Consider the following 22,992-nt stretch of genomic DNA (forward strand, 5'->3'; position numbering starts at 1 on the left):
TCTAGCTCCCCATCAGTTCCTTGACCTTGCCGTCGATGGCGTCGGCCCAGATTTCATATCCCTTGGGTGAGAGATGCAGACGGTCGGGCATGATTTCCTGGGAGAGGGTGCCGTCGGGTTGGAGGAATTTTTCACCCAGGTCCATGTAGAAGATGGACTTGCCGTCGGCATACGTCTTGATCACGCTGTTGGTGGCGATGTTCTGCTTGCGGAAGGCATCGTTGTTATCCGTGCCTCGTGGGAAAATACCGAGGAGGAGCACCTTGGTACCCGGACACTTTTGCTGCACCTTGGTGATGATGGCCTTCACGCCCTCTGCGGTCTGTTCCGCACTGCACAAGTACCCGTTGCGGTTCTGATGGCCAGTGTTGTTCGTGCCAATCATCAGCACCACCAGCTTGGGCTTGAGGCCATCGAAGTTCCCGTTCTCCAGACGCCAGAGCACGTGCTCTGTGCGATCACCACCGATGCCAAAGTTGGCGGCACCGAGGGGGGCCCAGTGCTTCTCCCAGGCGACCTTGCCAGCCCCTTCCCAGCCTTGGGTGATGGAGTCTCCGAGAAAGACGAGGGGGGCCTCCCCTTTTCTAGAGATCTCATTGAACCGTGCATGTCGTGCCTGACACCCGGGTTCTGGACGTTCCACGGGAGTCACTGCCACTTTGGGATTTGCCACCGGCGCGGGCGTCGGAGCGACTGAGGTCTTGGCAGGATTCGCACCAGTCGCGGGAGATTGCTGGGCCAGTGCGACGGGAGCGGTGCAGAGCAGGAGGGCGAGGATGGATTTCATGGTTGAATCAGAAACCGGAATACGTGGATCGTGGACATACTTCATGCGTCCAAATCCTGACAAATGGGAAATTAAGACTCCCCCACATCAGCCCCTGCGGTCATGACGACCAGATCTGCAGGTCATGGAATCCGGCGTCCCGAAGCGTCCGGTGCGCGGTGGCAGCAAAACTGAGCAATCCCTGTGGATCCGCATGGTGAGCGTGACGCCCCGTGGAGGTCATCCACTCCTCACGCAGATACTCCCCTACCACATCCGCGACCGGCAGTTGGAATACCACCGACACCGCCGCCCAAACCGTCGCCAGATGAACTTCGCGAGCCTCGGCATCGATCCGCTGCCGCAGGTGGCCAAGCACTCCTTGATATTTGGCACCCCGAGTACTCTTCAGCAGAAGCTCCCCTGCAAGCAGGCTCCTGGAGAGCTCCTCGGAGGAAAGCTGCTTCCCCAACCGAACGTCCACCGCGAGAAGTGCGTCCAGATCCCCGGCGTCTGCCGCCCGCCAGGCATCCAACAGGCAGGGAGCGATGGAGTCTTTCCAAGGACGGTCCAGAAAGGCCTCCCAGTCCTTGATCATCGTATGCCGTCCTGCCTCGCCATGGGTCAGGAACAGGATCGCCTCACACTGCGCGCGCACACTCTGAAACATCCACCGCACCCATGAGAGATTCTCGTCATGCTCTGCCCGGGACTCTGCACTATGCAACGCCAGTTTCCCGTCTGGATCGGTGCCGGACGAGCGTGACGTTGAAGGCTGGGGAAACCGGGCTATCATGGCAGACTGGCTATTTTAGCGGACCAACGACCGCAGAAAACCTAAAAGTCCCTCTCCTCTGCATGTCGCTTGACACCTCGAAAGTCTCTTATCTGTGCCAGCGCTGTGGCAACTGCTGCCGCTGGCCCGGCGACGTGATTGTGACTCCCGCGGAAGTGGATGCCATTGCCCGCCACGTGGGCATGGAGGTGGACGAATTCATCCAAACACGTACGCGGCTCAGCGCGAACCGGAAACACCTGTCCATCATCGACAAGGGCGATGGCTCCTGCTTCTATCTGGAAGGCCAGAACTCCTGCCTCATCCAGCCGGTGAAGCCTGCTCAATGCAGCGGATTTCCCAACGCCTGGCAGTTTCCTGGCTGGCGCGATGTATGCGAAGCCATTGAGATTCCCGCGAAGGGGTGACGGCAGCCCTGCCAACAAAAAAGGCGCGGATTGCTCCGCGCCTTCGAGATTCAGATGATTGGCCAGGTGTCTGAGCGACCTATTTCGAGCTGGCCGCTTTCAGTTCTTCCGCACGCTTCTTGGAGGCATCATTCAGTTTGGCCAGGGGCACATCCACTTTGTTGCCGTTTGCCAGTTGGAGCACCACTTTGTCCGCAGCCACCTCAAGCAGGGTTGCCTGAATGGTGCGTCCATCGGAGCTGGTCCACCCTTCCGTACTGGCCCCTTGGATGGCCACTGAGCCAGCGGCACCTGCCGCAGGGGCGGTGGTCGGAGCGGCACCAGGGGTGGCCGGTGCAGGAGTGGGCGCAGCGCCTGGAGCTGTAGCGGGAGCAGCAGCCGTGGGCTTGGGCGGATTCTTGGCCAGTTCTTTGATTTCCTTGTTGAGAGCCTTCACTGCATCTTCCCCACCGTCGATGAGTTTGGCAGCAGGCACTGAAGTCAGCACCACGCTCCCAGTGTGATCCATGGCGACCACTCGGGGGTATTCTTTGCCGAGATCTTTGGCATTGATCGCTGCTGGCAGCGCAGCGGGAAGCCGACGGGCCCACTCCCCGGCAGAGTTGGGGCGCAGCACGACGACGGTGTTGTCTTTCTCAAGGCCCCAGTAGGTGATCTTCCCGGCACCTTCCACCTTGGCATCCTCTGTCCGCTCGTTCACAAGCAGGAACACGATGGGATCTTTCTTTTTGGCGGACTGCTTCTGAGCGTCTTCGAAGCTATAGACGCCGAAGGCCTCCTTGGGGATGGCTTTCGCGGCTTCTTCCTTTGCGGCATAGAGCCCGACCGTAGCGGTGGCGAGAAGGGTGAGGATGAGCTTGGATTTCATGGATTGGTGGTACAATTTCGTGGGCGGAGTTTGTCCAACGCCGCCCACGTGATTTCTTTTGCATGCATTTAGCTGAAGAATTTCTTCAGGTCACCTCCCAACAGGCTTTGCAGCCCCTGTTGCAGTGCACTTCCTGATACGGATTCGCCATTGGGGGTGAGCTGGTCAACCAGACCTGGGAGGATCTGGGCCAGCCCGTTCGCGGCCGTTTCGGTGTCCGTACCGGATTCATCGGCAATCTGTTGTACCTGACCACGGCCAAGCACCTGCATGATTTGCTCCCCATTTATTGGCAGATTGCCACCCCGACCCACCCAGGAGGAGATCAGATCTCCCAGACCGCCTTGTTGGAACTTCGCAATCAGTCCGTCGAGTCCCCCGGATTGATTGACCAATGCAATGCCCAGTTGCACGAGGTTTGGGCTTCCCGGGGCGTTGGCTCCGGGCGTGAGTTCACTTTCCTCTCCAGGCGCGCCACTCATTAGCTGGCGCGCCAGATCTCCTAGCATGCTCATAGTGGTAAATACCCGGGGAGTCCTCCGGGTGGGATGAGTCTGGCAGGAAGAGGAAAATCTAGCAATGGTCTTTTTTTCGGGGTCACGTCCCCCTCCCTCTTAGGACAACCGGTTCCGGAAATCTTCGTAGCCAAAACGGCGGACCACCCGCAGCTCTTCGGTGGCAGGATCATAGGTATCAATGTCCGGGTGGGGCACCCCGTTGAACGTGGTGGTCTTGACCATCGTGTAGTGGCCCATGTCGGTAAAGACAAGTTTCTGACCCAGTTGCAGGGGCTCAGGGAACGAGTAGGCCCCGATCACATCACCCGCCAGGCAAGATGTGCCTCCCAGTTTGTAGGTGTGTGCATGCTCACCCGGCAGACCGGCCCCAATGATCTGGGGGCGATAAGGCATCTCCAGCACATCTGGCATATGGCAGGTGGCAGAGGTATCGAGGATGGCGGTTTTCTCTTCTGCCCCCACGATGTCCAGCACCGAGGTGACCAGGTAGCCAGTGTTCAGCGCGATCGCCTCACCGGGCTCCAGATACACTTCCACATTGTGACGCTCACGAAACGCCTTCACGATCCGCACGAGACGTTCCACATCGTAGCCAGGTTTGGTGATGTGGTGGCCTCCTCCCATGTTCACCCACTTCACCTGCTTGAGGAATTTGGGGAAGCGGCGCTCTACAGATTCGATAACTCGCTCCAACACGTCGGAGTTCTGCTCACACAGAGCGTGGAAGTGGAGTCCTTCGAGACCAGTCAAATCAGCCCCTTCCAGCTCGATGTCGCGGGTCCCCAGCCGGCATCCTGGAGAACAGGGATCGTAGAGGGCCACTTCCACCGTGGAGAGCTCGGGGTTCACCCGTAGGCCTGGGCTCGGGCGATTGCCTTCAACGGCTTCCAAAACCGGTTTGAATCGCTGCCACTGGGCCAGGGAGTTGAATGAGATGTGGCAGGCGATGGGCAGGATCTGCTCCATCTCCGCTTCTTTGAACGCCGGGCAGTAAACATGCACTTCCTTGCCAAACTCATGGTGGGCCAGCAGTGCCTCGTTGAGCCCACTCGCGCAACATCCATGCAGATACTCGCGAACGAGCCCAAAGGTGGAAAACATGGAAAAGCCTTTGAGGGCCAGCAGAATCTTCGCCCCCGACGCCTCCTGCACATGGTGCAGCAGGGTGAGGTTCTTCTTCAATAGAGCGAGGTCCACCACATAAGCAGGTGTGGTGACACGGGCGGAGTCAAAAGAAGTCGGGGCAGTGTGGGACATTGTGAAGGCAGATCTGAACGAACGAGATGAAAAGCACGCCACAGGCGTGACCTGCATGCTTACGCCTCCCCAGCCTGTTGGCATCCGGTTTTAGCAGGAAATTCCGTCACGTTCGGGGGTCCACGACTGGCAAACCATAAAAAATGCGTGCCTGTGGCATCTTTTTGCCACCAGGGGACTTGTAGTCCCCGATCTCCGGGCATGAAGACCATTCCTACTCTCCTCGCAGCCTCCCTTGCCGCAGTTACCACGATGCTGGTGTCATGCGACTCCAAACAGGAGCAAGCACGCGAACGCAGTCTCGAAAACAAAGCCGATGCCCTGGAACACCAGGCGAAGGCCGTCAAGAAAGAGGGCGAACAGCACGCGGATGCGATTGAAGACGCCAAGAAGGTCAACGATTTGAACGCCGAGGCGACCCGCAAAGAAGCAGAAGCCAAGGCTGAAGCACTGAAACGCGAGGCGGAAGCAACCCGCGAGCAGAAGTAGGAAGTTTCTGTCCCACCGACGCCGACGCCTGATTCCGGGATATCCCGATCAGCCTGTCGGCGTTGCTCTTTTCAGCTGACGTCTGCTCCGGTTCCGCCGCAAGTAATCGTCGGCAACCGCGCCCATAAGGATCACCATACCAAGGACGACAAACTCCAACTGGGTGGCGATGCCCAAAATATTGATCGCGTTGAGCAGAACCCGAATCAGGGCCGTTCCGATCAAAACGCCCACGACGCTCCCCTCGCCCCCTCGCAGGCTGCATCCGCCGAGAACAGCAGCAGCAATCGCATAGAGCTCGTAAAAGTTTCCTTGCGAGGCGGGTTGCACCGTATTGACGTCCAGTGCGAAGAGGATGCCACCGATACCAGCGACGGTGGAGCACAAGACGTAGGAGAGGATCACCAGGCGGTCCGTGCGAATGCCGCTGTACCGCGCGGCCTCCTCGCTCCTCCCCAGTGCAAACAAGTGACGCCCCCAGACGGTCTTGTTCAAGAATACTGCTGCGAGACCGGCGATCACTGCCAGGATGATCAAGGGTGCCGGAAAGCGGTAGTCTCCCAAAAAGGGAATGGCGATGCGACCGTTGGCGAACCAGCGCAGCCCATCATAGGCCGTACCGAAACCAAGGGTGCCGTCGTGCACCAGCCATCGCGCCACCCCGCGGTAGATGAGCAGGCCGCACAAGGTCACCACGAACGGCTGCAACTTCACCTTGGTGATGAGAAGACCGTGTACCAGCCCAATGGAGGCTGATAGCGCCACCGTGGCCATTAACGCCAGCGGCACGGGCCAGCCCTTCTCTACCAACAGCCATCCCAGGACGGTGCCCACCAGACCGACCACGCTGCCGATGCTAAGGTCAATCCCTCCGGTGATGATGACAAAGGTCACCGCCACACCGATGATCGCGTAGAGGGACACCCAGTTGACGAGATTCTCGGCGTTGTAGGGTATCAAGAAGTTTGGATTCACCAATGCGGTGACCACGCAGACGAGCAGCAAAAGCAGGCTGATACCCAAGTTTTTTTTCATGCTATGGACAAAGATATCAATTCAGGCTTCGCTTTGGGGCCGTGATGCCCGTGGCCAGTTCCATAATGCTCTCCTCGGTCGCTTCGGCACGGGAGAGTTCCCCGCTCAGCCGCCCTTCGTGCATCACGAGCACACGATCGGACATGGCCAGCACCTCCTCCATCTCGCTGCTGGCGAAGAGCACCGCCATGCCCTCAGCGGTCAACTTCTCCATCAGCTGGTAGATTTCAGCTTTGGCACCCACATCGATCCCGCGAGTGGGCTCGTCCAACAATAGCACCTTGGGGGCTAGTGCCAGCCACTTGCCCAGGACGACCTTCTGCTGATTGCCACCGGACAGGGTGCCGACCAAGGTATCGGGAGAGGCGGCCTTGATCCGCAGCTGTTGGCTGAGGTCCTCGGTCAGGGTGAAACCGGCCTGTTCATTCACAAAGATTCCAGCCTTGGCATCGCGAGCCAGTGTGGTCAGGGCGACATTCCATTGCACAGACTCCTCCAAGAAGACACCCAGGGTCTTCCGGTCCTCTGGCACCAAGGCAAGACCGGCTGCAACTGCCTGATCCGGATGACGTGCCGGAAGCAACTGCCCCGCCACTCTCACCTCCCCAGCAAGCGGAGGCTCCACCCCGAACAGGGCGCGCAACACCTCAGTCCGACCCGCACCCACCAAACCGGCCAGGCCGACCATCTCGCCACGACACACGTGAAAGGTCAATGGGTTGGCGGGAAAGGCCCGCGTGCGGAGCGATTTCACCTCCAGCACCACCTCTCCTGGCGGTCGTGCCTCCAATGGCCGGGCTCCAGAAAGATCCCGCCCCACCATCAGCCGCACCATGGCGTCATGCGTTATTTCCTCACGCGCGAGCCCTCCCGCATTTCGGCCGTCCCGCAGGGCCACCACCCGATCTGCGAGTTGTTTCACCTCACCCAGCCGGTGCGAGATGTAGAGGATGCTCAATCCGCGACTCCGAAGGTCTGCAATGACGCGAAAGAGAGTCTCTGTTTCCCTCAGCGAGAGACTCGAAGTCGGCTCATCCATGATGACCAGCTTCGCGTCCAGTGAGAGCGCCTTGGCAATCTCTACCAGCTGACGCTGGCCAAGGGACAAATCTGCGACAGGCGTGGTGGCCGAGAAGCCAGAGCCCAGTTGGTCCAGCAGGACCTGGGCGCGCTGCCGCATCACCTCGTGGCGGATGAAAATGCCCTTCCGAGGCTCCCTGCCCAGGAAGACGTTACCAGCGGCATCGAGATTGTCCGCCAGCACCAGTTCCTGGTGAATCAAAGCGATCCCCAGAGACTGCGCATGCTGGACTCCTGCCAAACTCACGGCGCGCCCTTCAAATTGGATCTGTCCGCGGTCAGGGGACTGCAGGCCCGCGAGGATCTTCATGAGCGTGCTCTTGCCAGCTCCGTTCTCCCCGATGACAGCCACCAGTTCTCCTTTTGCGACTGCCAGACTGACATCATCCAGCGCCCGGACACCGGGAAACTGTCTGCTTAGATTCTGAACTGACAGCAGATCACTCATGATGGACCGGGCTATTCCACCTGCTTTTTCAGCTCCGTCCAGAATATGTCCACGTCGCCTTTTTTCACGGCCTTGGCTGGCACCTCGACGAACTTGCTGGCGGGGACAACGCTCTTATCCCCCTTGGCAAGGGCAGCGAGGATGCGCACACTCTCGTGTCCGTATTGGTGGGGATTCTGCACGACGGTGGCGTAGATATTGCCCTCCTGAATGCCGCGCAGGGTGTCTTCCTCCTCATCAAATCCGACAATTTTCACCTTCCCAAACAGATTGGCCTCTTTGACCGCCTCGTAAATTTTGGGCGTATTGTAAGAGAAAAGCCCCACCAGACAGCCAATGTCTGGGTGGCGGGTGATGGATTCCTGCACATTGGACTTGGCCTTGGCAAAGTCCACCTCATCCGTCCGGGTGCCAAGGACGGTGTACTTTTCGCCCTTCAGTTCCGCGTCAGGCGGATCGTCATGCCGCTCCCCTTCAGGCCTTCCCAGAAGCTCATCCACGCAGCCCTGGCGACGCTCCTTGGCATTGAGCTGACCGGCACGGCCCACAAAAAACATCACGCTGCCCCCGTCGGGCATCGCTTCCTTCACCAACTTGCCGCAGAGCCGACCGGCTTCATAGTTGTCCATCCCTACAAAGCAGAGCCGGGGTGAATCGGGAGCGTCGCTGTCTTGGGTGATCAAATGAGTCTGCTGGGCCATCGTTTTCATCAGATCCAGCTGATTCTTGGGATCGGCCGGGCTGAAGGCGATGCCGTCCACGCCCCGTGCCAGAAGCTCCTCGACCATCCGTTTTTGATCGGTGGCGCCGTTCTGCGGCATACGCACCTCCACATCCACCCCATACTCGGCGGCGGCCTTGCGGGCCCCCTTCTCAGCGATCGTCCAGAAAGGAGCAATCGCGTTTCCGATGTAGGCAACGCGGGGCTTTTTGCCGCCTCCGCCATTCGACGAAGGCCCGCATTGCACGAGGAAAGAAGCTGCCAGGACAGGAAGGGCCAGGGGAAGCAGGAAGCGGCGGCGTTTCATGGATGAAAGTGGAGATGGAAACAGGCGGGAACCACGCATGGTACGAAATCCCAAACGGCTCCGGCAAGGCAAATGTTTGCATGCAGAAATGCACCTTCTTTGTTGTCTCCACAGTGCCACCATGCCAACATCTTTTCATGCCCTCCACAGCCGATCTCCCCCTGTTGTTCCTTGTTGGCGGTGTTGCCTTTCTGGTGCTGTCCACCTTGTGGATCCTGACGACCCGCTTCAAGCGGTGCCCGTCGGACAAGATACTGGTGGTGTATGGCAAGGTCGGCAAGGGGTTGAGCGCCCGATGCATTCATGGTGGGGCCACCTTCATCTGGCCGATGATCCAGGACTACCAGTTCCTCGATCTCATCCCGATCCCTATCGACATCAAGCTGACGGGTGCTCTTTCCAAGCAGAACATCCGCGTCAATACGCCTTCCACCTTCACCGTCGGCGTCTCCACCAAGCCCGGCACGATGGAAAACGCTGCCGAACGTATGCTGGGGCTATCCAACGAGTCCATCCGGGAACTGGCCAAAGACATCATCTTTGGCCAGATGCGCGTGGTTCTCGCCACCATGTCCATCGAGGAGATCAACGCCGACCGCGACAAACTCATAGAGAATATCAGCCGCGGTGTTGAGGTGGAACTGGAGAAGGTAGGCCTCCAGCTCATCAACGTAAACATTCAGGACATCACAGATGAGAGCGGCTACATCGAGGCCCTGGGTCAAGAGGCCGCCGCCCGCGCCATCAACGACGCAAAAATCAAAGTATCCCAGGCAGAGCGCGATGGGGAGATCGGTCGTGCTCAGGCCCAGAAGGAGCAGAAGATTGTCGTGGCCCAGGCCCAGGCAGAAGCCACCACCGGTGAAAACCTTGCCGCTGTGGACATCGCGAACTCCAATGCCAACCGGCTTGTGCAGGAGGCGGAGGCCAACCGACAGGCTGAGGCCGCCCAGAATGTCGCCAATGCCCGCGTCCAGCAGGAAGCCTACCTCGCCCAGCGTGAGGCGGAAGTCGCCCGTGCAGAGAAGGATAAAGCGTCCCAGTATGCCAGCGTCGTGGTGCCTGCTGAAGTGGAGAAACTGCGCATGGAGACCATCGCCGCCGCCGATGCCGCACGCATCCAGATTGAGGCGAAGGGCAAGGGCGATGCCATCCGCTACGTGCAACAGGCTGAGGCAGACGGCCAGAAGGCTCGTTTCCTCGCTGAGGCAGACGGCCAGCGCGCCCGTCTTCTCGCCGAAGCCGAGGGCACGGAAAAGGTGCTCAAGAGCAAGGCGGAAGGTTTCCGGGCCCTGGTGGAAGTCACCGCCTCCCGTCCAGAACTCGCGATCAACCTGCTCATCACCGAGCAGCTTCCCCGACTGGTCGAGGAGCAGGTCAAAGCCATCAGCAACATCAAGGTGGACAAGATCACGGTGTGGGACAGCGGGGTCGGAGCCGACGGGAAAAACAGCACCGCCAGCTTCCTCAGCGGCCTTGCCGGCAGTCTGCCCCCGATTCATGAGCTGGCGAAAAACGCCGGTATTGAACTTCCCAGCATCCTTGGCAAGACTGGTGAGATGGGCGGCGGCAAGCCCTCCGGCCCGTCCGCCTAGACGAGGTCCCGAGGCACGTGCCCCGTCCCTTGTTGCCAGCTCGAACTCCTCTCCCCCACCCTCCTGACCCTCCATGAACTTCCTCTTTGACTGGAGCACGCTTGGCGTTGCGGAGAAAATCTTCACCGCCATCGGCACCGTGGCCATCGTGCTGATCCTGCTGCAGTCCTTGATGTCGTTGGTGGGGGGGGACGTGGATCACGACTACGACATCAGCGACATGGATGGGCATGCCGGGCACTCCTGGGGCCTGCTGTCGATTCGAGGGCTCTTTGGGTACATGCTGGGTCTGGGCTGGGGCGGCGTCATCGCCCTGCGTTATGGATTCGGGGTCTTTGCGGCCACCTTGTTGGGGAGCGCCTTGGGGGTAGCCATCGGCTTGTTGCTCGGCCTGCTCATGAGGGCTATGCACTCCCTCCGCAGCGAAGGCACCCTGAACCTTCAAAACGCCATCGGGCAATCCGGCACAGTCTATCAGCGCATTCCGGCTGGCAGAGGCGGCATCGGTAAAATTCAGATTCTGGTACAGGGTCGGTTGCAGACTCTGGAAGCATGCACAGATGCTCCCGCTGACCTCTCCCCCCAGCGCCAGGTGAAGGTGCTGCAGGTGGTCTCAGGAAACACCCTCTTGGTAGAACAGGTCTGATGCGATCATCGCAATGAATCCTTCAAACCGCGCTGTTTCATGCCGTCGCGCATTCCTGCGAACCAGTGCGGGGGCTCTTCCAGTGCTCCTTTCCGGGCAGGCAATGGCGCTCGCCCCAGAGCGCGCCAGTCCCACGAAGGGACCTGCCGAGGCGGCCCATGCGGAGATCTGGCGTCGCTTCGTCACTGCGGACCACGGCACGCTACTGCATTACGCCGGATTAAATGGCGAAGTCGTGCTTCCCACCCCAGAAGACTGCGAAGCCGCGCGCCCCAACGGTATGAGTTGGTCCACTCCCATTGAGGACGGCCCGTTCTTCGGCGGGCTCTATCTCGCCGCCCTCTGCCAGCGCTGGCAGGTGCTCAGAACGCCTGAAGCTGCAAAAAGCGCCCGCCGCATTGCGGGTGGTTTGGTCAAACTTGCCAAGGTCGGTCAGACGCCAGGCTTTGTTGCACGGGGCCTGGCCTCCGATGGCCGCAGCCACTACCCCGCCAGTTCTGAAGACCAGTTCTTCCCCTGGCTCTATGGCCTCTGGCACTTCGTGAAGTCTGATCTCCCCAGCGAGACTGAGAAACGCGAAGTCCATGCTCTCATGGAGAAACATGTGCTGGCCGTGGAGGAACACCAGTGGCGCGTACCATGTGATCCGCCAGCCTTTGGATTTCGCGGAGATTTCTTGCGCCCCAAGGCCACCGATGCCGCCCGTCTGCTCTTCATCCATCGTATCATGCACACCCTGACGGGCCAGGAACGATGGCGGCTCCGTTACCGTGAACTGGCACAGGAAAAGGTAGGCAAGGTGCCCAGATCCAGGCTGGAGTGGTGTGCCGCGGGACTTGCCCTCGATCCGCCGGAAGTGGGGGAATCGTTTCTCTGGACGTCCAGTATGTCCCAGGCAGCCCTTCGCACCCTCTGGAAAACGGAAGAAGATCCCCAGTGGAAGAAAGCCTATGCGCAAGGACTTTCAGCCACGGCCAGAGCTGCCGTGCCTCATCTTGCGAGACGATACAAGTACCGCCGCGACAACAAGAGCACGTTTGACATTGACTGGCGTTTCCTGAACCAGCATTGGATTGCCCAGGCGGATTGCGATGCCGCCATCCAACTCGCCCGCACTCAGCTTCCCAAGTGGGCGGAACACAGTCCTCGCAGCCCGTGGGAAGATGATTGCATGCGAGAGCCGCTCTTTGCAGCCTGGATGATCAGCCTGAGTGCAGATGATGACGTGATGGCAGAAACCTATTCACGCGTGACCGAACTTCTCAGCACCTACGAATGGGGCGGCTTGTACACCAGCTTGTTTTTCATCGCGGTGGCAGTGCACTACCAGACTGAACTGCACCACCTTGAATGACCCATGAAGCAACCGATCCCGGCCGCTCCCTCAGTCGTCAAGCGATTGGGCTGCCCTCTCCACTTCAAGATCTCCTGTCAAACAGGCCCAAAGGTGCTCTTCATCCAGGGCACGGTGCCGGATGGTTGCCCCAGGGTGATGAGATCAGGTCAGGACCTTTTGGGCCAGCGCCTGGCTCAGTCACTCTGGGAAGCGCTCAGTTCACAACCGATGCTGACAGGCCGCCTTCCCAACACGGGAACTTCGGTCTGTAGCGACAGATTGGGATTGAAGTAGGGATCCACCGTTTTCTCAAGGTGCCAGCGCCGCACGACGGCGGAATACTGCTCCACCTCCGCAGCGCGACGAGCGCGGGCACGGCGTCCGCAGGCGGTTCGCGTTGACTGGAACACCAGCGAAGCAAATGGCGTGCATACCTGACGCAACCCGGACGAACGCAATCGTAAGCATAGATCCAGGTCCGCATGCACGTCTGGTAGTGTGGCTTCATCAAACCCGCCTGCTTCCTCGAACCGGCTTTTCATCACCGCCAGGCAGTCGCCCGTCACTGCGGTGACCTCGCGGACCAAGTCTGGACGCCCACCGATCGTGTTGGCGTCAGGCAGCCAGTTTCTGAACAAATGGCCTGTCGAACCATTCATGCCCAGCACGATACCCCCGTGCTGAATCGTGCCCAGAAGGTCCAGCAACTGCCCCCCGACCGCTCCCACACCGGCTCGACAGGCCTGGCTGCAGAGCTCTCTGAGCCAGTCTGGCGAAGAAGGACGAAGGGAAGGATTGAGGAAAAGCAGCACGGTCCCAAGTGATTCGCGGGCAGCGTGATTATTCAGCCGGGACCACCCGGTCAGTCCTGCGGCGTTGATGACTCGAACCATGGCTCGTGTTGACAGCCAGTCGCGCAGAGCAAGTTCCGCAGGCGTATGGGCCAAGCCGGTGTCCATCACCAGAATTTCGTAATTTGCATAGGTCGTGATACGTTCGACGGTCTCCACGGCATCGCGAACGTCATCGAGGGGTTCGAGGCTGGATACGACGATACTCACCAATGGCGGGCTTGCCGGCAAAGGCCAGTGCAGACGCCAGCCATCATGTGGCTCGGGCAACTCCTCCATGCGAACCCCCGGATGGTGACGCGCTAAATGGTCCTTCACGGCCCGTCTGGCGGCCACCCGCGCGTAGGGCTTGGCATCCATACTGGAAGCAGTGGACTGAGGCAGGATCCGCCAGTGGTAGAGCACGCGAGGGATGTGGGCGACAGCCTCCCTGGGCACTCGTTCAACCACTCTCAGGGCCAAATCCCAATCTTGACTGCCCTCGAACCCCGGTCTGAAGCCTCCGATCTCCCGAAGCAAGGACGTCCGGAAGGCACCCATGTGGCTCACGCAATTCTCACCAAGCAGCAGATCGTAGTTCCAACCTGGTTTGAAGTAGGGACCGGATCGAACCCCACTCTCGTCGATCTTGTCTTCATCAGAGAAGATCATCATGACATCCGGTTGGTGTACGATGCGCTCCGCAACGTGGAAGAGCGCATCAGGGGCCAGTTCATCGTCATGATCCATCAAGGCGGTGAAAACGCCGCGACAGTTCTCAAGCGCCGAATTGGATGCATTGCAAATGTGCCCGCTCCTCAGTCGCCAGGTGATACGGATCCGAGGGTCCCGCGCGGCAAATTTCCGCAACGTGCGTCGCACCTGTCGCGACTGGGAGCCATCGTCTGCGATGCACAGCTCCCAGTTTGAATAGGTTTGGGCTCTCACCGACTCGATGGCTCGTTCCAGCCATTTTGCAGGGGTGTTGTAAGTGGGCATCAGGACCGACAACAAAGGTCGATCCGCCAGCGCGGCCTCGGTCGTCCGCATGGCCCGCAAGTCGAGTGCAGAGGGATCATGCTCCAGACGCGCCCACGCTTCATATTCACTCAGGCACGCGGGGCGGTACACCCGCGCCTTCAGCGGCCACCAAGGGGAGAGCCAGACCCGGCATACCGCAAATTCACGCCAGCGACGGCTGACCTCCTCCTTGAACTCAAGCTGGATGATATTCCATCCCAACTGAAGCCGCACGGCCACGGCAAAGCCGCTCTCAAGGGAAAAGGGGTGATCAGGAAAGCGATGCCAGACATCATGCCGGCGATGCTTGCGGCGCGCGACATAAAGCTGCTCCCCTTGACGGGCACGAAGCCCTCGGATGCCGCTGGCTTCCGGCGGCACAAACCAGCCCACGATCGTCATATCAGGCGACAGTGCCTCCGCCACGTAGTCAGCACCATCTCTTGCCAAACCGATTCCAGCCTCCTCAGAGGCCCGCTGCCGTCGCGCGGGCTCAAACTGCACCTCATGCAAGGAGCAGCCAGAATCATCCATGCGTTGAGCACGCCCGGCGATGTCGTGTAGCAGGAAGTTCACTCAGCAATCCCGGTAAGAATTCTGACCCTGAAATCAATTGCGAGCAGAAGTTGAAGGCTTGGCGCGATCATATTCTTCCACCGTGGTCTTTCGCAAAATGAAGATGCCCTCGATTCCATTCTTCATGTAGCATTCCATTTCATAGCTGAGATCAAAGTCTGAGCGCAGATCGTTGATGAGCCTGATCATCCCTGCCTGATCCCAAACGTGATAGTGGATGTCCAAGTGAGGCAGGGCCATCACCACAGATTCGGAGTCAAGCTCCCCCACCGGCGTCTCAGAGACCAGGGTGCTGAATTCGACGTAATGGTCATAGCGCTTCTCGAGTGGTCCCGTCCGGTGGTCCTGAACGATGTGTTCGTAGGGGGTCAGTGGTCGGCGGTAGTCAAAGGTGTATCGCTTGTCCGGCAGTGCGATGAAAAGAATCCCCTCCGGTTTGAGGACGCGATAGAAGTTCTTCAGAACCCGCACAAAATCTTCACAGTGCTCCAGCATGTGATTGGCGATGACGAACCCCAGGCTGCCGTCGGGAATCTCATCCAAAGTCTCGCCATTCATGATCAGATCCACATCCACCATGTGGGTGGGATCGAGCTCAGGGTGCTTGCGCATGCTGTCCTCTTTGGACTTGTAGTCAGCATAGATGACCTTCACTCCCGGTGGCACCGCAACGGGGCAGTGCATGGCACCAATCTCCATACCCTCCCCTTTGAGATACCTCGCCGCGAGCAAGCGGCGGGCCTCAATCAGGGATGCCATGGAGTGATCCAAAGGCAGAGACGAGCCGTTTATCTGCTTGATCGTATCGGTCAGTTCTCTGTTGCGCGCCTTGAGCCCTTCCCTCTCTTTTCTAGCCTCATCCCTTTGTTTCCGGAGTTCCAGACAGCGGGCATCGCGTTCATCAAGTCTTTTTCGGGTGCGGCCAAACATAGAATGCAGTGGGAGTAGGTGTGGGGCCGTTGGAGAAGCAAAATCGAGTCCATCACCCAAGAGCGCCGACTGGACTCCTCCCAACAACTCCCCTCTATCGGATCTCATCCCATCCTGGCGGCATCATTTCTAGTTTTTTTAGCAGAAAATTTAATACCACCCAACTTTTCAGAAGCCACTCCCTACTTTCTGAACATGAAATACACAGCGCCGCACATGCACAGCGCGGCCCACACGAAATCCCATTTCAGCGGCTGCTTCATGTAGAACAACGCGAAGGGCACAAAAACAGAGAGCGTGATGACTTCCTGGAGAATCTTGAGCTGAGGAAGGCTGAATTCAGTACTGCCGATCCGGTTGGCCGGCACCTGGAGGAGGTACTCAAACAGGGCAATCCCCCAGCTGAGCAGAGCAGCTACAATCCACGGCTTGGACTTCATGTCCTTGAGATGGGCGTACCACGCGAAGGTCATGAAGACATTCGAGGTTGCGAGCAGAAGGACGGTTTTCCAGGCGGCGGGAGACATACAGGATGCGGTCGGCAAAGAGCATCTATTAGGCGCAAACGACAATTTTGCTTCTTGACTAACACTAAGAATTACCCCTATTAGGCATCAAAAAGAGCCCAGTCAACCATGCGGAAATTTGCCTCTGTAGGAAAACTCGCCATCGTCGGTCTTTTGGTCCTGTGTAGCCCAGCTTGCACGGAGCATAAACGCCTTGCCAGTGAGACCGTCATCATGCGGCAAAAAATCGATGAGGAAGAGCAAAAGTTCAAGGACCTCAACGACGAGTATCGGATCCTTGCGGATAACCTGAACGCATTGAAGGCTGACCCTTCGCTGAAGCATTCAGGCAAAACAACTCCTGAAGATCGCGCAAAAAAGTTGCAGATCGAGATCGATTCTTTGACCAGCCAGAAGGCAGATGCTGAGAAGGCACTGGCAGTGTTGAAAGAGGACTTCGAAACCTACAAGAAGGCAAACTAAGGCATTCTCCGCCAAGCAAATTCAGCTGATTATCTTATGGAAAACCGCGTCGTAGGCATGCTGGCCGCATTCTTCTTCATCGTCCTGTTCGCAGTCGGTGTAAGCTACTTTTTTGAAATTGACTCCCGACGTTCCGAGTACAATCAGGCGAAGAGCCTGCTTGAATCCAACCAAACCGGCATCGCGAACAAGCAGTCGCAGTTGGACGCTTTGCGAATTCAATATGACGCCACCCGGGAAGTGGTGGAGCGCAACTCAGGCCTCAGTGACGCGAAGTCCAGACTCACCCGCGAGATCGCCGAACTCAAGGCTGCCAAGGAAAAGCTGGTGTCTGATTTTGCGGGTGAAGTGATCAAGGTACGCAGCGGATCTGAAGGCGCAGACCTGGGTGTGATCACTTTGGCAACCGGGCAAGGGCTACAGGCCGCCAAGATCCAGAAAGTGACCGAGGATGACGTAACGTTTACCCACAGCCTTGGCGTGACCAAGGTTGCCCCGGAAAACCTGCCTGCTGACCTCCGCCAGAAATTTCGTCATGACATGGTCCCCTTCACCCTGCTGAAGCCCGGAGCCGAGCCTACCCCGGTGGCCAGCTTACCAGCCGCGGAGACGGCCCCTTCCCCAACGGCCGCCCTTTCAAAGGTCAACCGCATCCAAGTCGAGATCGATCAGAAGCAAAACCAGATCGCTCAACTTGAGCAGGTTCGGTCCCAGTGGTTGAGCAAAGCGGGCCAACTTCGGAGCCAGGCTTCGATGGCGCAATTCAACGGGCGCCCCACCTACACCTTCAACGCCCAGGCCGCACAATGCGAACAGAACGCCGCCCAAGCCTCCCAGCAGACACTGTCTATCAAGAACGAGATTGCGCGCCTCCAGGCAGACCTTTCCAACGCCGCAGCGGGAAGGTAGCCCTTTGGTAGTTTATTTTCTCTTTGAAGCCCCGCCCGGTTCTCCCTGGCGGGGCTTTTTTATTCGGCTCTTATAGCCGGCATCCTTGCCTCAACCCCTGCTCCGTTCTGGGATTAGGAAGATCCGCCCCCCCGTCCAAATCCAATCTCCTTGCGAGTTGTCGACGCAGGACAACCCTAAGGATGGGCGGATATACAAGCTTTTGTCGCTGTCCTCAAAAGGGGGGGCAAGATGATTTTCGCCCTCTCTCGATCACCAACTCCCAAGCTGGCAAGAACCCACTCGCAATTGTATATCCTTTTCCAATGGCTCAGACAAAACGAGATGCTATACGGTCTGTCGTTCAGAGCGTCACTTTCTGCCCCAAAGCCCGTATACTGGTTAATATCGTCAGCACTGTAGCTAGAGCCATTCCGCTCTCCCAAAGCAGCCAGAAAAACACCAAACTCACCTCCCACCGCCACGGAACCGCCAAGTGGAGCGCCGTTGCCAAACTGACGCAGCCGACGATACCCAAATACAAGAGCACTCCGCCGTGGGATTCCCAAGTGCTTTGTCTGCCCCGAGCATCCCCTGTGGCCACCCAATGGAAGTTGCGCGAGCGGCAAAAGGCAGTCATGGAACACAAGTGGACAAGAGAGCGCAGGCGACTTACCACCATGTGGGCAGGTCTCCACGGTGCGAAACGATATCGCCACATCCAAAAGCGGCAGACTGCGAGTGGCAGGAACCACCAAGCATACTTCCAATGAAGCGTTACCTCCGGGAGCCAGCCCAGGATCACCAACTGAAATGGCAGAAAGGCCCCCAACCCGCTCCGAAGATAGTTCAAGACATTCCCCAGCCAGAGGGTGCGCTGCCACGGCGTCATCTTCAGCGACCAAAAGAGTTTCGAAGTCATGTTCAGAAACGCTCCATGGCACCAGCGTGACTGCTGCCGGGCGAAGGCATCATAGCTTTCAGGCGTGTGCCCTGCAGAAAGCACCAGCGGCAGGTAAATCACCCGGTAACTTTTGGCATTGACCAGCAACCCCTGCTTCACATCTTCGCTTGCAGGTGCCAGGGAAAATCCGCTTTCAGCGATGGTCGCCCGTCGATAGAGGGCGCTGGTCCCCACACACATGGCGGCACGGTGGGCGTTGCGGTAGGGCAACACAAATCGGTAGAAGTCCTCCACCGTCGCCGCTGAGGCACGAGAAAAGGCGGTGGCGGCAACCTCGGGTTCGTGAAAATCAAAATATTGCGGCGACTGAACGATACCCACTTCTGGATTCTCCAGCAGCCAGGGTAGCATCTCTTCGATAATCTGCGGATGTGGGGCAAAGTCCGCATCCAGCACGAGATAGAACTCTCCCGAGGTATGCGCAAAGCCGTAGGCCAGATTTCCGGATTTGGCATGCTCCCCCCGGTTTGGCCGGGTTAGACAACGGAAACCAAATTCCCCAGCCAGCATCCGGATTTCATCATTGGCCGAATCGTCCAGAACGGTGATCGTGAGGTTAGCGTATCGAATCCTGGCAACGGCTTCCCAGGTCCGGCGGAGAACGGCGAGAGGCTCGCCGCACACCGGGAGCAGAACATCCACTTCGGCAAGGACCGCACGGTCTCGAAGTCGAGACTTGCGTTCACGTTGAGTCTTGAAGTCGTACTCTGGTCTCTGCAACTTCGCCAGCACCGTCAAAACCTCGTGAAGAACGATCACGACCAGGATCGGTGCGAAGCCCCACATGATGGGGTGCAGCATGAGCAGCCGCCATGAGCCGATGACAAACAGCCCCAACGCTCCCAACATCAACCCGCCAAGCATCCGCACCTGAGCCGGTGCGGGCCTGGCATATCGCAGCTTGGGAAAACGAGGGCCGCGCCGCTCATCTGACGAGGACACCAGTGCTCTGGAGGGCATCCTCCCCGATGAAGCAGGCAGGGCATTCAATCAAGGTGCTTTTGAAGAGCAGAAGAGGTGTGGAAAGGCTTGATGCTGCCAGGGACCAGAAGATTACCCGGAGCAGCACCTGCGTGTCCCGCGAACTCGCAAACATCTCCACATCGAGCCTATCGGCCCCCCGACCACTCCCCCCACCCAGCCACGACAACAATTGATCTGCGATGGAGTGTCGCTAATACGAACACAAAATGTGACGGCTGAATTGCCGACCTTGCTAGATCCACCACTTGAACCTTTAATTCCCTAGCGTCCATAGCACTGCATGGGGAATCACGTGCACAACAGACCAGGAATACTCGAGGGGCAGCACCTCGAGTATAACATCTGCGTTTCACCATTGCCCAGATCCGAGGTGCTGGCGGTCTTGGGTTCGTTGACATTCCCGCTCACCTCCACGCACTCCCCCACCGCACTGGCCTTGACCGCCTTCACGGCACTCCGCTTTGAGTCCGTTTCCTTGAACTCGAATCCCGGAGGGGCCGGTGAGCTCAAAGGACTTGTCAAAACCGGGGCCGGACACACGCCTCACCTGGCCCTCGGCCTTGATCTCCAGCCCAACATTGCGACCGCCGACGGTGCCCGACATTCCGACAAGGCGGTCGATGACATACTGCCACTGGTCACTACCAATGAAGTGAAACATCACGAGGGGGGCGCCCAATGGAAAGGAATCACTTTACCTTGCGAGGACTCCCCTCAATAGTGAAGGGCACATAGCCAGACAAGTCACGCATCTAACCCGGTTCGTGAACAAGAGGCAGGTTGAAAAACACCGCTCACCCTCCCCCACTGTTGCCGGGAACGAACACTGGATGGTGGCGGAACCGTGTGTTTCTGCGTTCGGATGGTAAGGGAGCATGCCCATAAAGCCCCTGCTCACGAGACGCTTGTTTTGGAGCCCAATTTGTCGAAAGCAGCCTGCTGGCACGGCCTGCTATGGGTTGTCAAGTTTTCGATCCCAAGTCCTATCGACCTGCCTTCGGTCCGTCCATTTACGATCAGCACCGCAAGATTGCCCAAAGCTGATAAACTGTCAATCGATTGTCGAGCGCCTGCTTTCACATCTCTACTCCGGCCTTTCGAAGAAGATCGAGTTCTGCCATCGACTTCTCGTAGTTGCGGCTCTCCTTCGATGGCATGCTAAAGATTCCTTCAGTTGCACCGTCGGCACTGACTTTTCTTGCCATCAAACGCCAATAGCTAAGTCCGCCGATACCGAGACTCTTCCAATCAACTGTATTCATTTTCCCAAGATCAATTTTCACGTGTAGCTGGGGATCTATTCTGACGCGTTTCACATCAATCCCAGTGATGCTCAACTCACCATTATATCCGCTGATATCCAAAGAACAGCCGCCTTTACAAGCATGCGTTGATCGAAGCAACTCTGCTTTCCCAGAGGGCCTTATCCAGAGCATCCTAGGGCTTTCTTTGCCTTGAATCGTGACATTTCGCATGGCAACCTCCGATGCGATATGCATGGCATCCCCACACTCGAAGTTTGTAAAAACCACCTCATCAAGAACTGAGCCTGCCTCGATGACACATGTCCCTGGTGTCACCCTACAACCTTCAAACTTGACGCCACGCATTAGGAATCTGCTGGCGCCTGGAGGACTCAAAGTAAAATCCGAGAAGACTTTGTTAGTAAATGTCTCATCCGTCAAAATCCGCCCTAATGAGTCAGGCTTAAACGTATCAATCAGTTCCATAGTCTTTGGCTAGTTTCATTCAAGCCACTTAATAAATTTGTAGCCCAAATCACTCGGTATTGAATCGTAGGTGACTACCGCATCCACTGCGGCACGTCTTTGGTGGCTCCATATTGAACTCCAACTTCCGCCCGTAATGTCAAACCCAAAACCACCCGGGCCAATAAAATCTTGCGGAGCGTTTGTTCGCCCAGTCCATCGAAGACCTGTCAAGACACTTTTAGGATCTCTTTTCACAATCTCAGCAACATTGCGAGCAACTCGAGTCTCCACTGCCGTTCCAAAGAATAGCTGCATGCGCCACGGTTCCTCTGCGATGCTAGCGATCTGTGATGGCGTAAGCTCACTCAACAACTTGTCGAAGTCGTTAACTAATTCATTTCTTGCTGACGTTGCAAGTCGTGCCAGTTCCCTTTGTTGGATCAGGGTGATGGGCATGGTTGACGTTTCTGCTACCCTGACAAACCGACCGGCGACGCCTCCGCCAAATCCACCAAAGGCAGTGGACATCAAGACCCTAGTCCCATCGCTCCTCCAAGACCCAGCGTAGGCATACCCTCCGAGACCTGCGCTCGCTCGGTCAACACCAATGTCGATGGTAGCAGCGGTAAAACCTTGCCCCATACCCACTAGCGCTCCACGACCGACTTTTGCAGGAATTGTAGCACCAGCCTGAATAAACTTGGTGCCAGTGCCCCATAGGAGCACATCTCGCCCTAAAAAGAGTGGCGCCGCCCACCATTTGCCATCCACCATGGATTCTCCCACCTGCCATCCGGGCAAAATCGAGAGCACATCGTTAGCGGTGGTGATTCCGTCCACCACTTCCTCACCATGCAGTCCATCCACGATGTTCTGCGCACTTCCCAGGAATACCTGCTCGGCCCAGTATTGGGCCATTGGCCCCCCGCCCTTTGCCAGAAGAGATCGAAGATGAATCCCTTGATTTACCGGAATCCGGACCGTCTGCCGATGTACGTTGGGCGTCCAAGAAGGATTGTACATGCCTGACGCCACCGGTCCAGGCGTGCTCCATTCCCTCGCAATCTCCACGCTGGCTCTGAAAATGACTCCCACATTAGTAGGTACCGGATCGATTCGCAAACTACCCTTTACAACGTCCCACATTCCCAAGTAATCCCGCCCATTCACCGGGTCATTCCCGCAATACCCGTACAAATTAAACCCACCGCTCTCCCCCAGCGGATCCCGACTGATCCATCGCCCAAGCTTGGCGCTGTAATACCTGAACCCAAAGTAGCTCAGACCCGTCTCCCCGTCGTAGAATTTGCTCTGGTAGCGGAATGGGCAGGCATCGACCTCACCGCTCTCGGCGATGATTTCACCGAAGGGGGCGTAGTCGTACGTGGCGACGGTGTCGCCATTGCCTGCATGGATCAAGGCGGTGATGTTGCCCAGACCGTCATGGACGGGCAACAGGGTGCGCCCGCCTTCCTCCTGAATGGCCAGGAGACCGCCGATGCCGCCAGCACCGTCCCAGCTCCCGCTCACATCCTGTCCCCAGACAAACCAGCGACGGCTGGCGGTGCCGCTGTCCACGGATATCTCCTCGCACACCGGCAGCCAGTCCGACCAATAGAGCTTGCTGGTCTCCACCCTGTCGGGGGCATCCTCATAGGTCCGGGTCCGGGTCTTGAGCGTACGATGACCGTCCGCGTCGTAAACGAACGCGATAGTTTCTGAGGTGAGCTCTGGATCGGGGCTGGTGCCCGACTTGCGCTGCATCGACACCAGACGGCCCATGCCATTCCAGGTATAGTCCCAGAGGCTGTCCGCCTCCAGGCGTCCGGC

Annotated in this window: 22 protein-coding genes; 7 read left to right on the plus strand and 15 right to left on the minus strand. The window is 58.0% G+C overall.

The annotated features are described in order from the left end of the window. Position 1: 1 nt before the first annotated feature. Positions 2-787, minus strand: coding sequence for a platelet-activating factor acetylhydrolase IB subunit (locus BV034_RS17995; protein WP_063768821.1), 786 nt, complete (start codon positions 785-787; stop codon positions 2-4). 100 nt (positions 788-887) lie between these two features. Next, positions 888-1,562: an urease accessory UreF family protein gene (locus tag BV034_RS18000; protein ID WP_265593140.1), complete on the minus strand. Its 675-nt coding sequence runs from the start codon at positions 1,560-1,562 to the stop codon at positions 888-890. Between the two features lie 62 nt (positions 1,563-1,624). Between BV034_RS18000 and BV034_RS18005 the strand changes: the two genes are divergently transcribed. Beyond that, positions 1,625-1,969: a zinc/iron-chelating domain-containing protein gene (locus BV034_RS18005; RefSeq protein WP_050028385.1), complete on the plus strand. Its 345-nt coding sequence runs from the start codon at positions 1,625-1,627 to the stop codon at positions 1,967-1,969. Between the two features lie 79 nt (positions 1,970-2,048). Here the strand turns inward: BV034_RS18005 and BV034_RS18010 are convergent, their stop codons facing one another. The 3 genes from BV034_RS18010 to nspC form a co-directional block, all read right to left on the minus strand. After that, positions 2,049-2,837, minus strand: a complete 789-nt coding sequence (locus BV034_RS18010) for a hypothetical protein (RefSeq protein WP_050028386.1) — start codon at positions 2,835-2,837, stop codon at positions 2,049-2,051. Between the two features lie 68 nt (positions 2,838-2,905). Beyond that, positions 2,906-3,352 carry a YidB family protein gene (locus BV034_RS18015; protein ID WP_050028387.1) on the minus strand — a complete coding sequence of 149 codons (447 nt, stop codon included), beginning with the start codon at positions 3,350-3,352 and terminating at the stop codon, positions 2,906-2,908. A gap of 99 nt (positions 3,353-3,451) precedes the next feature. Further along, positions 3,452-4,612, minus strand: coding sequence for a carboxynorspermidine decarboxylase (nspC, locus tag BV034_RS18020; protein WP_050028388.1), 1,161 nt, complete (start codon positions 4,610-4,612; stop codon positions 3,452-3,454). Positions 4,613-4,813: 201 nt separating this feature from the next. On the opposite strand from nspC, the gene BV034_RS18025 reads away from it, so the two are divergent. Continuing rightward, positions 4,814-5,101: a hypothetical protein gene (locus BV034_RS18025; protein WP_050028389.1), complete on the plus strand. Its 288-nt coding sequence runs from the start codon at positions 4,814-4,816 to the stop codon at positions 5,099-5,101. Between the two features lie 48 nt (positions 5,102-5,149). Here the strand turns inward: BV034_RS18025 and BV034_RS18030 are convergent, their stop codons facing one another. From BV034_RS18030 to BV034_RS18040, 3 genes are read right to left on the minus strand one after another with little or no spacing between them, the layout of a single operon-like run. After that, positions 5,150-6,136 carry an ABC transporter permease gene (locus BV034_RS18030; RefSeq protein WP_050028390.1) on the minus strand — a complete coding sequence of 329 codons (987 nt, stop codon included), beginning with the start codon at positions 6,134-6,136 and terminating at the stop codon, positions 5,150-5,152. 16 nt (positions 6,137-6,152) lie between these two features. Further along, on the minus strand, positions 6,153-7,664 hold the full coding sequence (locus BV034_RS18035) for a sugar ABC transporter ATP-binding protein (protein WP_050028391.1): 1,512 nt from the start codon (positions 7,662-7,664) through the stop codon (positions 6,153-6,155). An 11-nt stretch (positions 7,665-7,675) separates the two neighbouring features. Further along, the gene (locus BV034_RS18040) at positions 7,676-8,692 is read right to left on the minus strand and encodes a sugar-binding protein (RefSeq protein ID WP_050028392.1); all 1,017 of its coding nucleotides are present in this window, start codon (positions 8,690-8,692) and stop codon (positions 7,676-7,678) included. A gap of 137 nt (positions 8,693-8,829) precedes the next feature. Here BV034_RS18040 and BV034_RS18045 point away from each other — a divergent pair, with 137 nt between their 5' ends. The 3 genes from BV034_RS18045 to BV034_RS18055 all read left to right on the plus strand — a co-directional run bounded on the left by BV034_RS18045 (position 8,830) and on the right by BV034_RS18055 (position 12,287). After that, a complete protein-coding gene (locus tag BV034_RS18045) occupies positions 8,830-10,287 on the plus strand; it encodes a flotillin family protein (RefSeq protein WP_050028404.1) in 1,458 nt (485 codons plus the stop codon). A gap of 73 nt (positions 10,288-10,360) precedes the next feature. Then, the gene (locus BV034_RS18050; RefSeq protein ID WP_050028393.1) at positions 10,361-10,933 is read left to right on the plus strand and encodes an NfeD family protein; all 573 of its coding nucleotides are present in this window, start codon (positions 10,361-10,363) and stop codon (positions 10,931-10,933) included. Between the two features lie 103 nt (positions 10,934-11,036). Further along, positions 11,037-12,287 (plus strand): hypothetical protein, encoded by a 1,251-nt coding sequence (locus BV034_RS18055; RefSeq protein ID WP_050028394.1) that lies wholly within the window; start codon positions 11,037-11,039, stop codon positions 12,285-12,287. A 176-nt stretch (positions 12,288-12,463) separates the two neighbouring features. Here BV034_RS18055 and BV034_RS18060 read toward each other — a convergent pair whose 3' ends face one another. From BV034_RS18060 to BV034_RS18070, 3 genes are all read right to left on the minus strand, one after another. Then, positions 12,464-14,695 carry a glycosyltransferase gene (locus tag BV034_RS18060; RefSeq protein ID WP_265593141.1) on the minus strand — a complete coding sequence of 744 codons (2,232 nt, stop codon included), beginning with the start codon at positions 14,693-14,695 and terminating at the stop codon, positions 12,464-12,466. 33 nt (positions 14,696-14,728) lie between these two features. Further along, positions 14,729-15,454, minus strand: a complete 726-nt coding sequence (locus BV034_RS18065) for a class I SAM-dependent methyltransferase (protein WP_063768825.1) — start codon at positions 15,452-15,454, stop codon at positions 14,729-14,731. Positions 15,455-15,807: 353 nt separating this feature from the next. Then, entirely contained in the window at positions 15,808-16,152 is a 345-nt protein-coding gene (locus BV034_RS18070) for a DMT family protein (protein WP_050028397.1), read from the minus strand. Positions 16,153-16,260: 108 nt separating this feature from the next. On the opposite strand from BV034_RS18070, the gene BV034_RS18075 reads away from it, so the two are divergent. Continuing rightward, the gene (locus BV034_RS18075) at positions 16,261-16,614 is read left to right on the plus strand and encodes a hypothetical protein (RefSeq protein ID WP_265593142.1); all 354 of its coding nucleotides are present in this window, start codon (positions 16,261-16,263) and stop codon (positions 16,612-16,614) included. 36 nt (positions 16,615-16,650) lie between these two features. After that, entirely contained in the window at positions 16,651-17,523 is an 873-nt protein-coding gene (locus tag BV034_RS18080; RefSeq protein WP_050028399.1) for a hypothetical protein, read from the plus strand. Positions 17,524-17,866: 343 nt separating this feature from the next. On the opposite strand, the gene BV034_RS18085 is transcribed toward BV034_RS18080, so the two are convergent. The 4 genes from BV034_RS18085 to BV034_RS18105 form a co-directional block, all read right to left on the minus strand. Next, a complete protein-coding gene (locus BV034_RS18085) occupies positions 17,867-19,426 on the minus strand; it encodes a glycosyltransferase family 2 protein (protein WP_081887901.1) in 1,560 nt (519 codons plus the stop codon). A 373-nt stretch (positions 19,427-19,799) separates the two neighbouring features. Next, positions 19,800-20,114, minus strand: coding sequence for a hypothetical protein (locus BV034_RS36130; protein ID WP_265593143.1), 315 nt, complete (start codon positions 20,112-20,114; stop codon positions 19,800-19,802). Positions 20,115-20,526: 412 nt separating this feature from the next. After that, complete coding sequence (locus tag BV034_RS18100) at positions 20,527-21,180, minus strand: hypothetical protein (RefSeq protein WP_050028403.1); 654 nt, start codon at positions 21,178-21,180, stop codon at positions 20,527-20,529. A gap of 15 nt (positions 21,181-21,195) precedes the next feature. After that, a partial coding sequence (locus BV034_RS18105) for an RHS repeat-associated core domain-containing protein (RefSeq protein ID WP_265593144.1) occupies positions 21,196-22,992 on the minus strand: 1,797 nt, incomplete at its 5' end.

The sequence above is a fragment of the Verrucomicrobium sp. BvORR034 genome (genome assembly GCF_000739635.1).
Classification (GTDB): domain Bacteria; phylum Verrucomicrobiota; class Verrucomicrobiia; order Verrucomicrobiales; family Verrucomicrobiaceae; genus Verrucomicrobium.

Bases quoted from the DNA above. Each gene is read 5' to 3' on its own strand.
- BV034_RS17995 (WP_063768821.1), bottom strand. From the start codon at position 787: ATGAAATCCATCCTCGCCCTCCTGCTCTGCACCGCTCCCGTCGCACTG.
- BV034_RS18000 (WP_265593140.1), bottom strand. From the start codon at position 1,562: ATGATAGCCCGGTTTCCCCAGCCTTCAACGTCACGCTCGTCCGGCACC.
- BV034_RS18005 (WP_050028385.1), top strand. From the start codon at position 1,625: ATGTCGCTTGACACCTCGAAAGTCTCTTATCTGTGCCAGCGCTGTGGC.
- BV034_RS18010 (WP_050028386.1), bottom strand. From the start codon at position 2,837: ATGAAATCCAAGCTCATCCTCACCCTTCTCGCCACCGCTACGGTCGGG.
- BV034_RS18015 (WP_050028387.1), bottom strand. From the start codon at position 3,352: ATGAGCATGCTAGGAGATCTGGCGCGCCAGCTAATGAGTGGCGCGCCT.
- nspC (WP_050028388.1), bottom strand. From the start codon at position 4,612: ATGTCCCACACTGCCCCGACTTCTTTTGACTCCGCCCGTGTCACCACA.
- BV034_RS18025 (WP_050028389.1), top strand. From the start codon at position 4,814: ATGAAGACCATTCCTACTCTCCTCGCAGCCTCCCTTGCCGCAGTTACC.
- BV034_RS18030 (WP_050028390.1), bottom strand. From the start codon at position 6,136: ATGAAAAAAAACTTGGGTATCAGCCTGCTTTTGCTGCTCGTCTGCGTG.
- BV034_RS18035 (WP_050028391.1), bottom strand. From the start codon at position 7,664: ATGAGTGATCTGCTGTCAGTTCAGAATCTAAGCAGACAGTTTCCCGGT.
- BV034_RS18040 (WP_050028392.1), bottom strand. From the start codon at position 8,692: ATGAAACGCCGCCGCTTCCTGCTTCCCCTGGCCCTTCCTGTCCTGGCA.
- BV034_RS18045 (WP_050028404.1), top strand. From the start codon at position 8,830: ATGCCCTCCACAGCCGATCTCCCCCTGTTGTTCCTTGTTGGCGGTGTT.
- BV034_RS18050 (WP_050028393.1), top strand. From the start codon at position 10,361: ATGAACTTCCTCTTTGACTGGAGCACGCTTGGCGTTGCGGAGAAAATC.
- BV034_RS18055 (WP_050028394.1), top strand. From the start codon at position 11,037: ATGGCGCTCGCCCCAGAGCGCGCCAGTCCCACGAAGGGACCTGCCGAG.
- BV034_RS18065 (WP_063768825.1), bottom strand. From the start codon at position 15,454: ATGGCATCCCTGATTGAGGCCCGCCGCTTGCTCGCGGCGAGGTATCTC.
- BV034_RS18070 (WP_050028397.1), bottom strand. From the start codon at position 16,152: ATGTCTCCCGCCGCCTGGAAAACCGTCCTTCTGCTCGCAACCTCGAAT.
- BV034_RS18075 (WP_265593142.1), top strand. From the start codon at position 16,261: ATGCGGAAATTTGCCTCTGTAGGAAAACTCGCCATCGTCGGTCTTTTG.
- BV034_RS18080 (WP_050028399.1), top strand. From the start codon at position 16,651: ATGGAAAACCGCGTCGTAGGCATGCTGGCCGCATTCTTCTTCATCGTC.
- BV034_RS18085 (WP_081887901.1), bottom strand. From the start codon at position 19,426: ATGCCCTCCAGAGCACTGGTGTCCTCGTCAGATGAGCGGCGCGGCCCT.
- BV034_RS18100 (WP_050028403.1), bottom strand. From the start codon at position 21,180: ATGGAACTGATTGATACGTTTAAGCCTGACTCATTAGGGCGGATTTTG.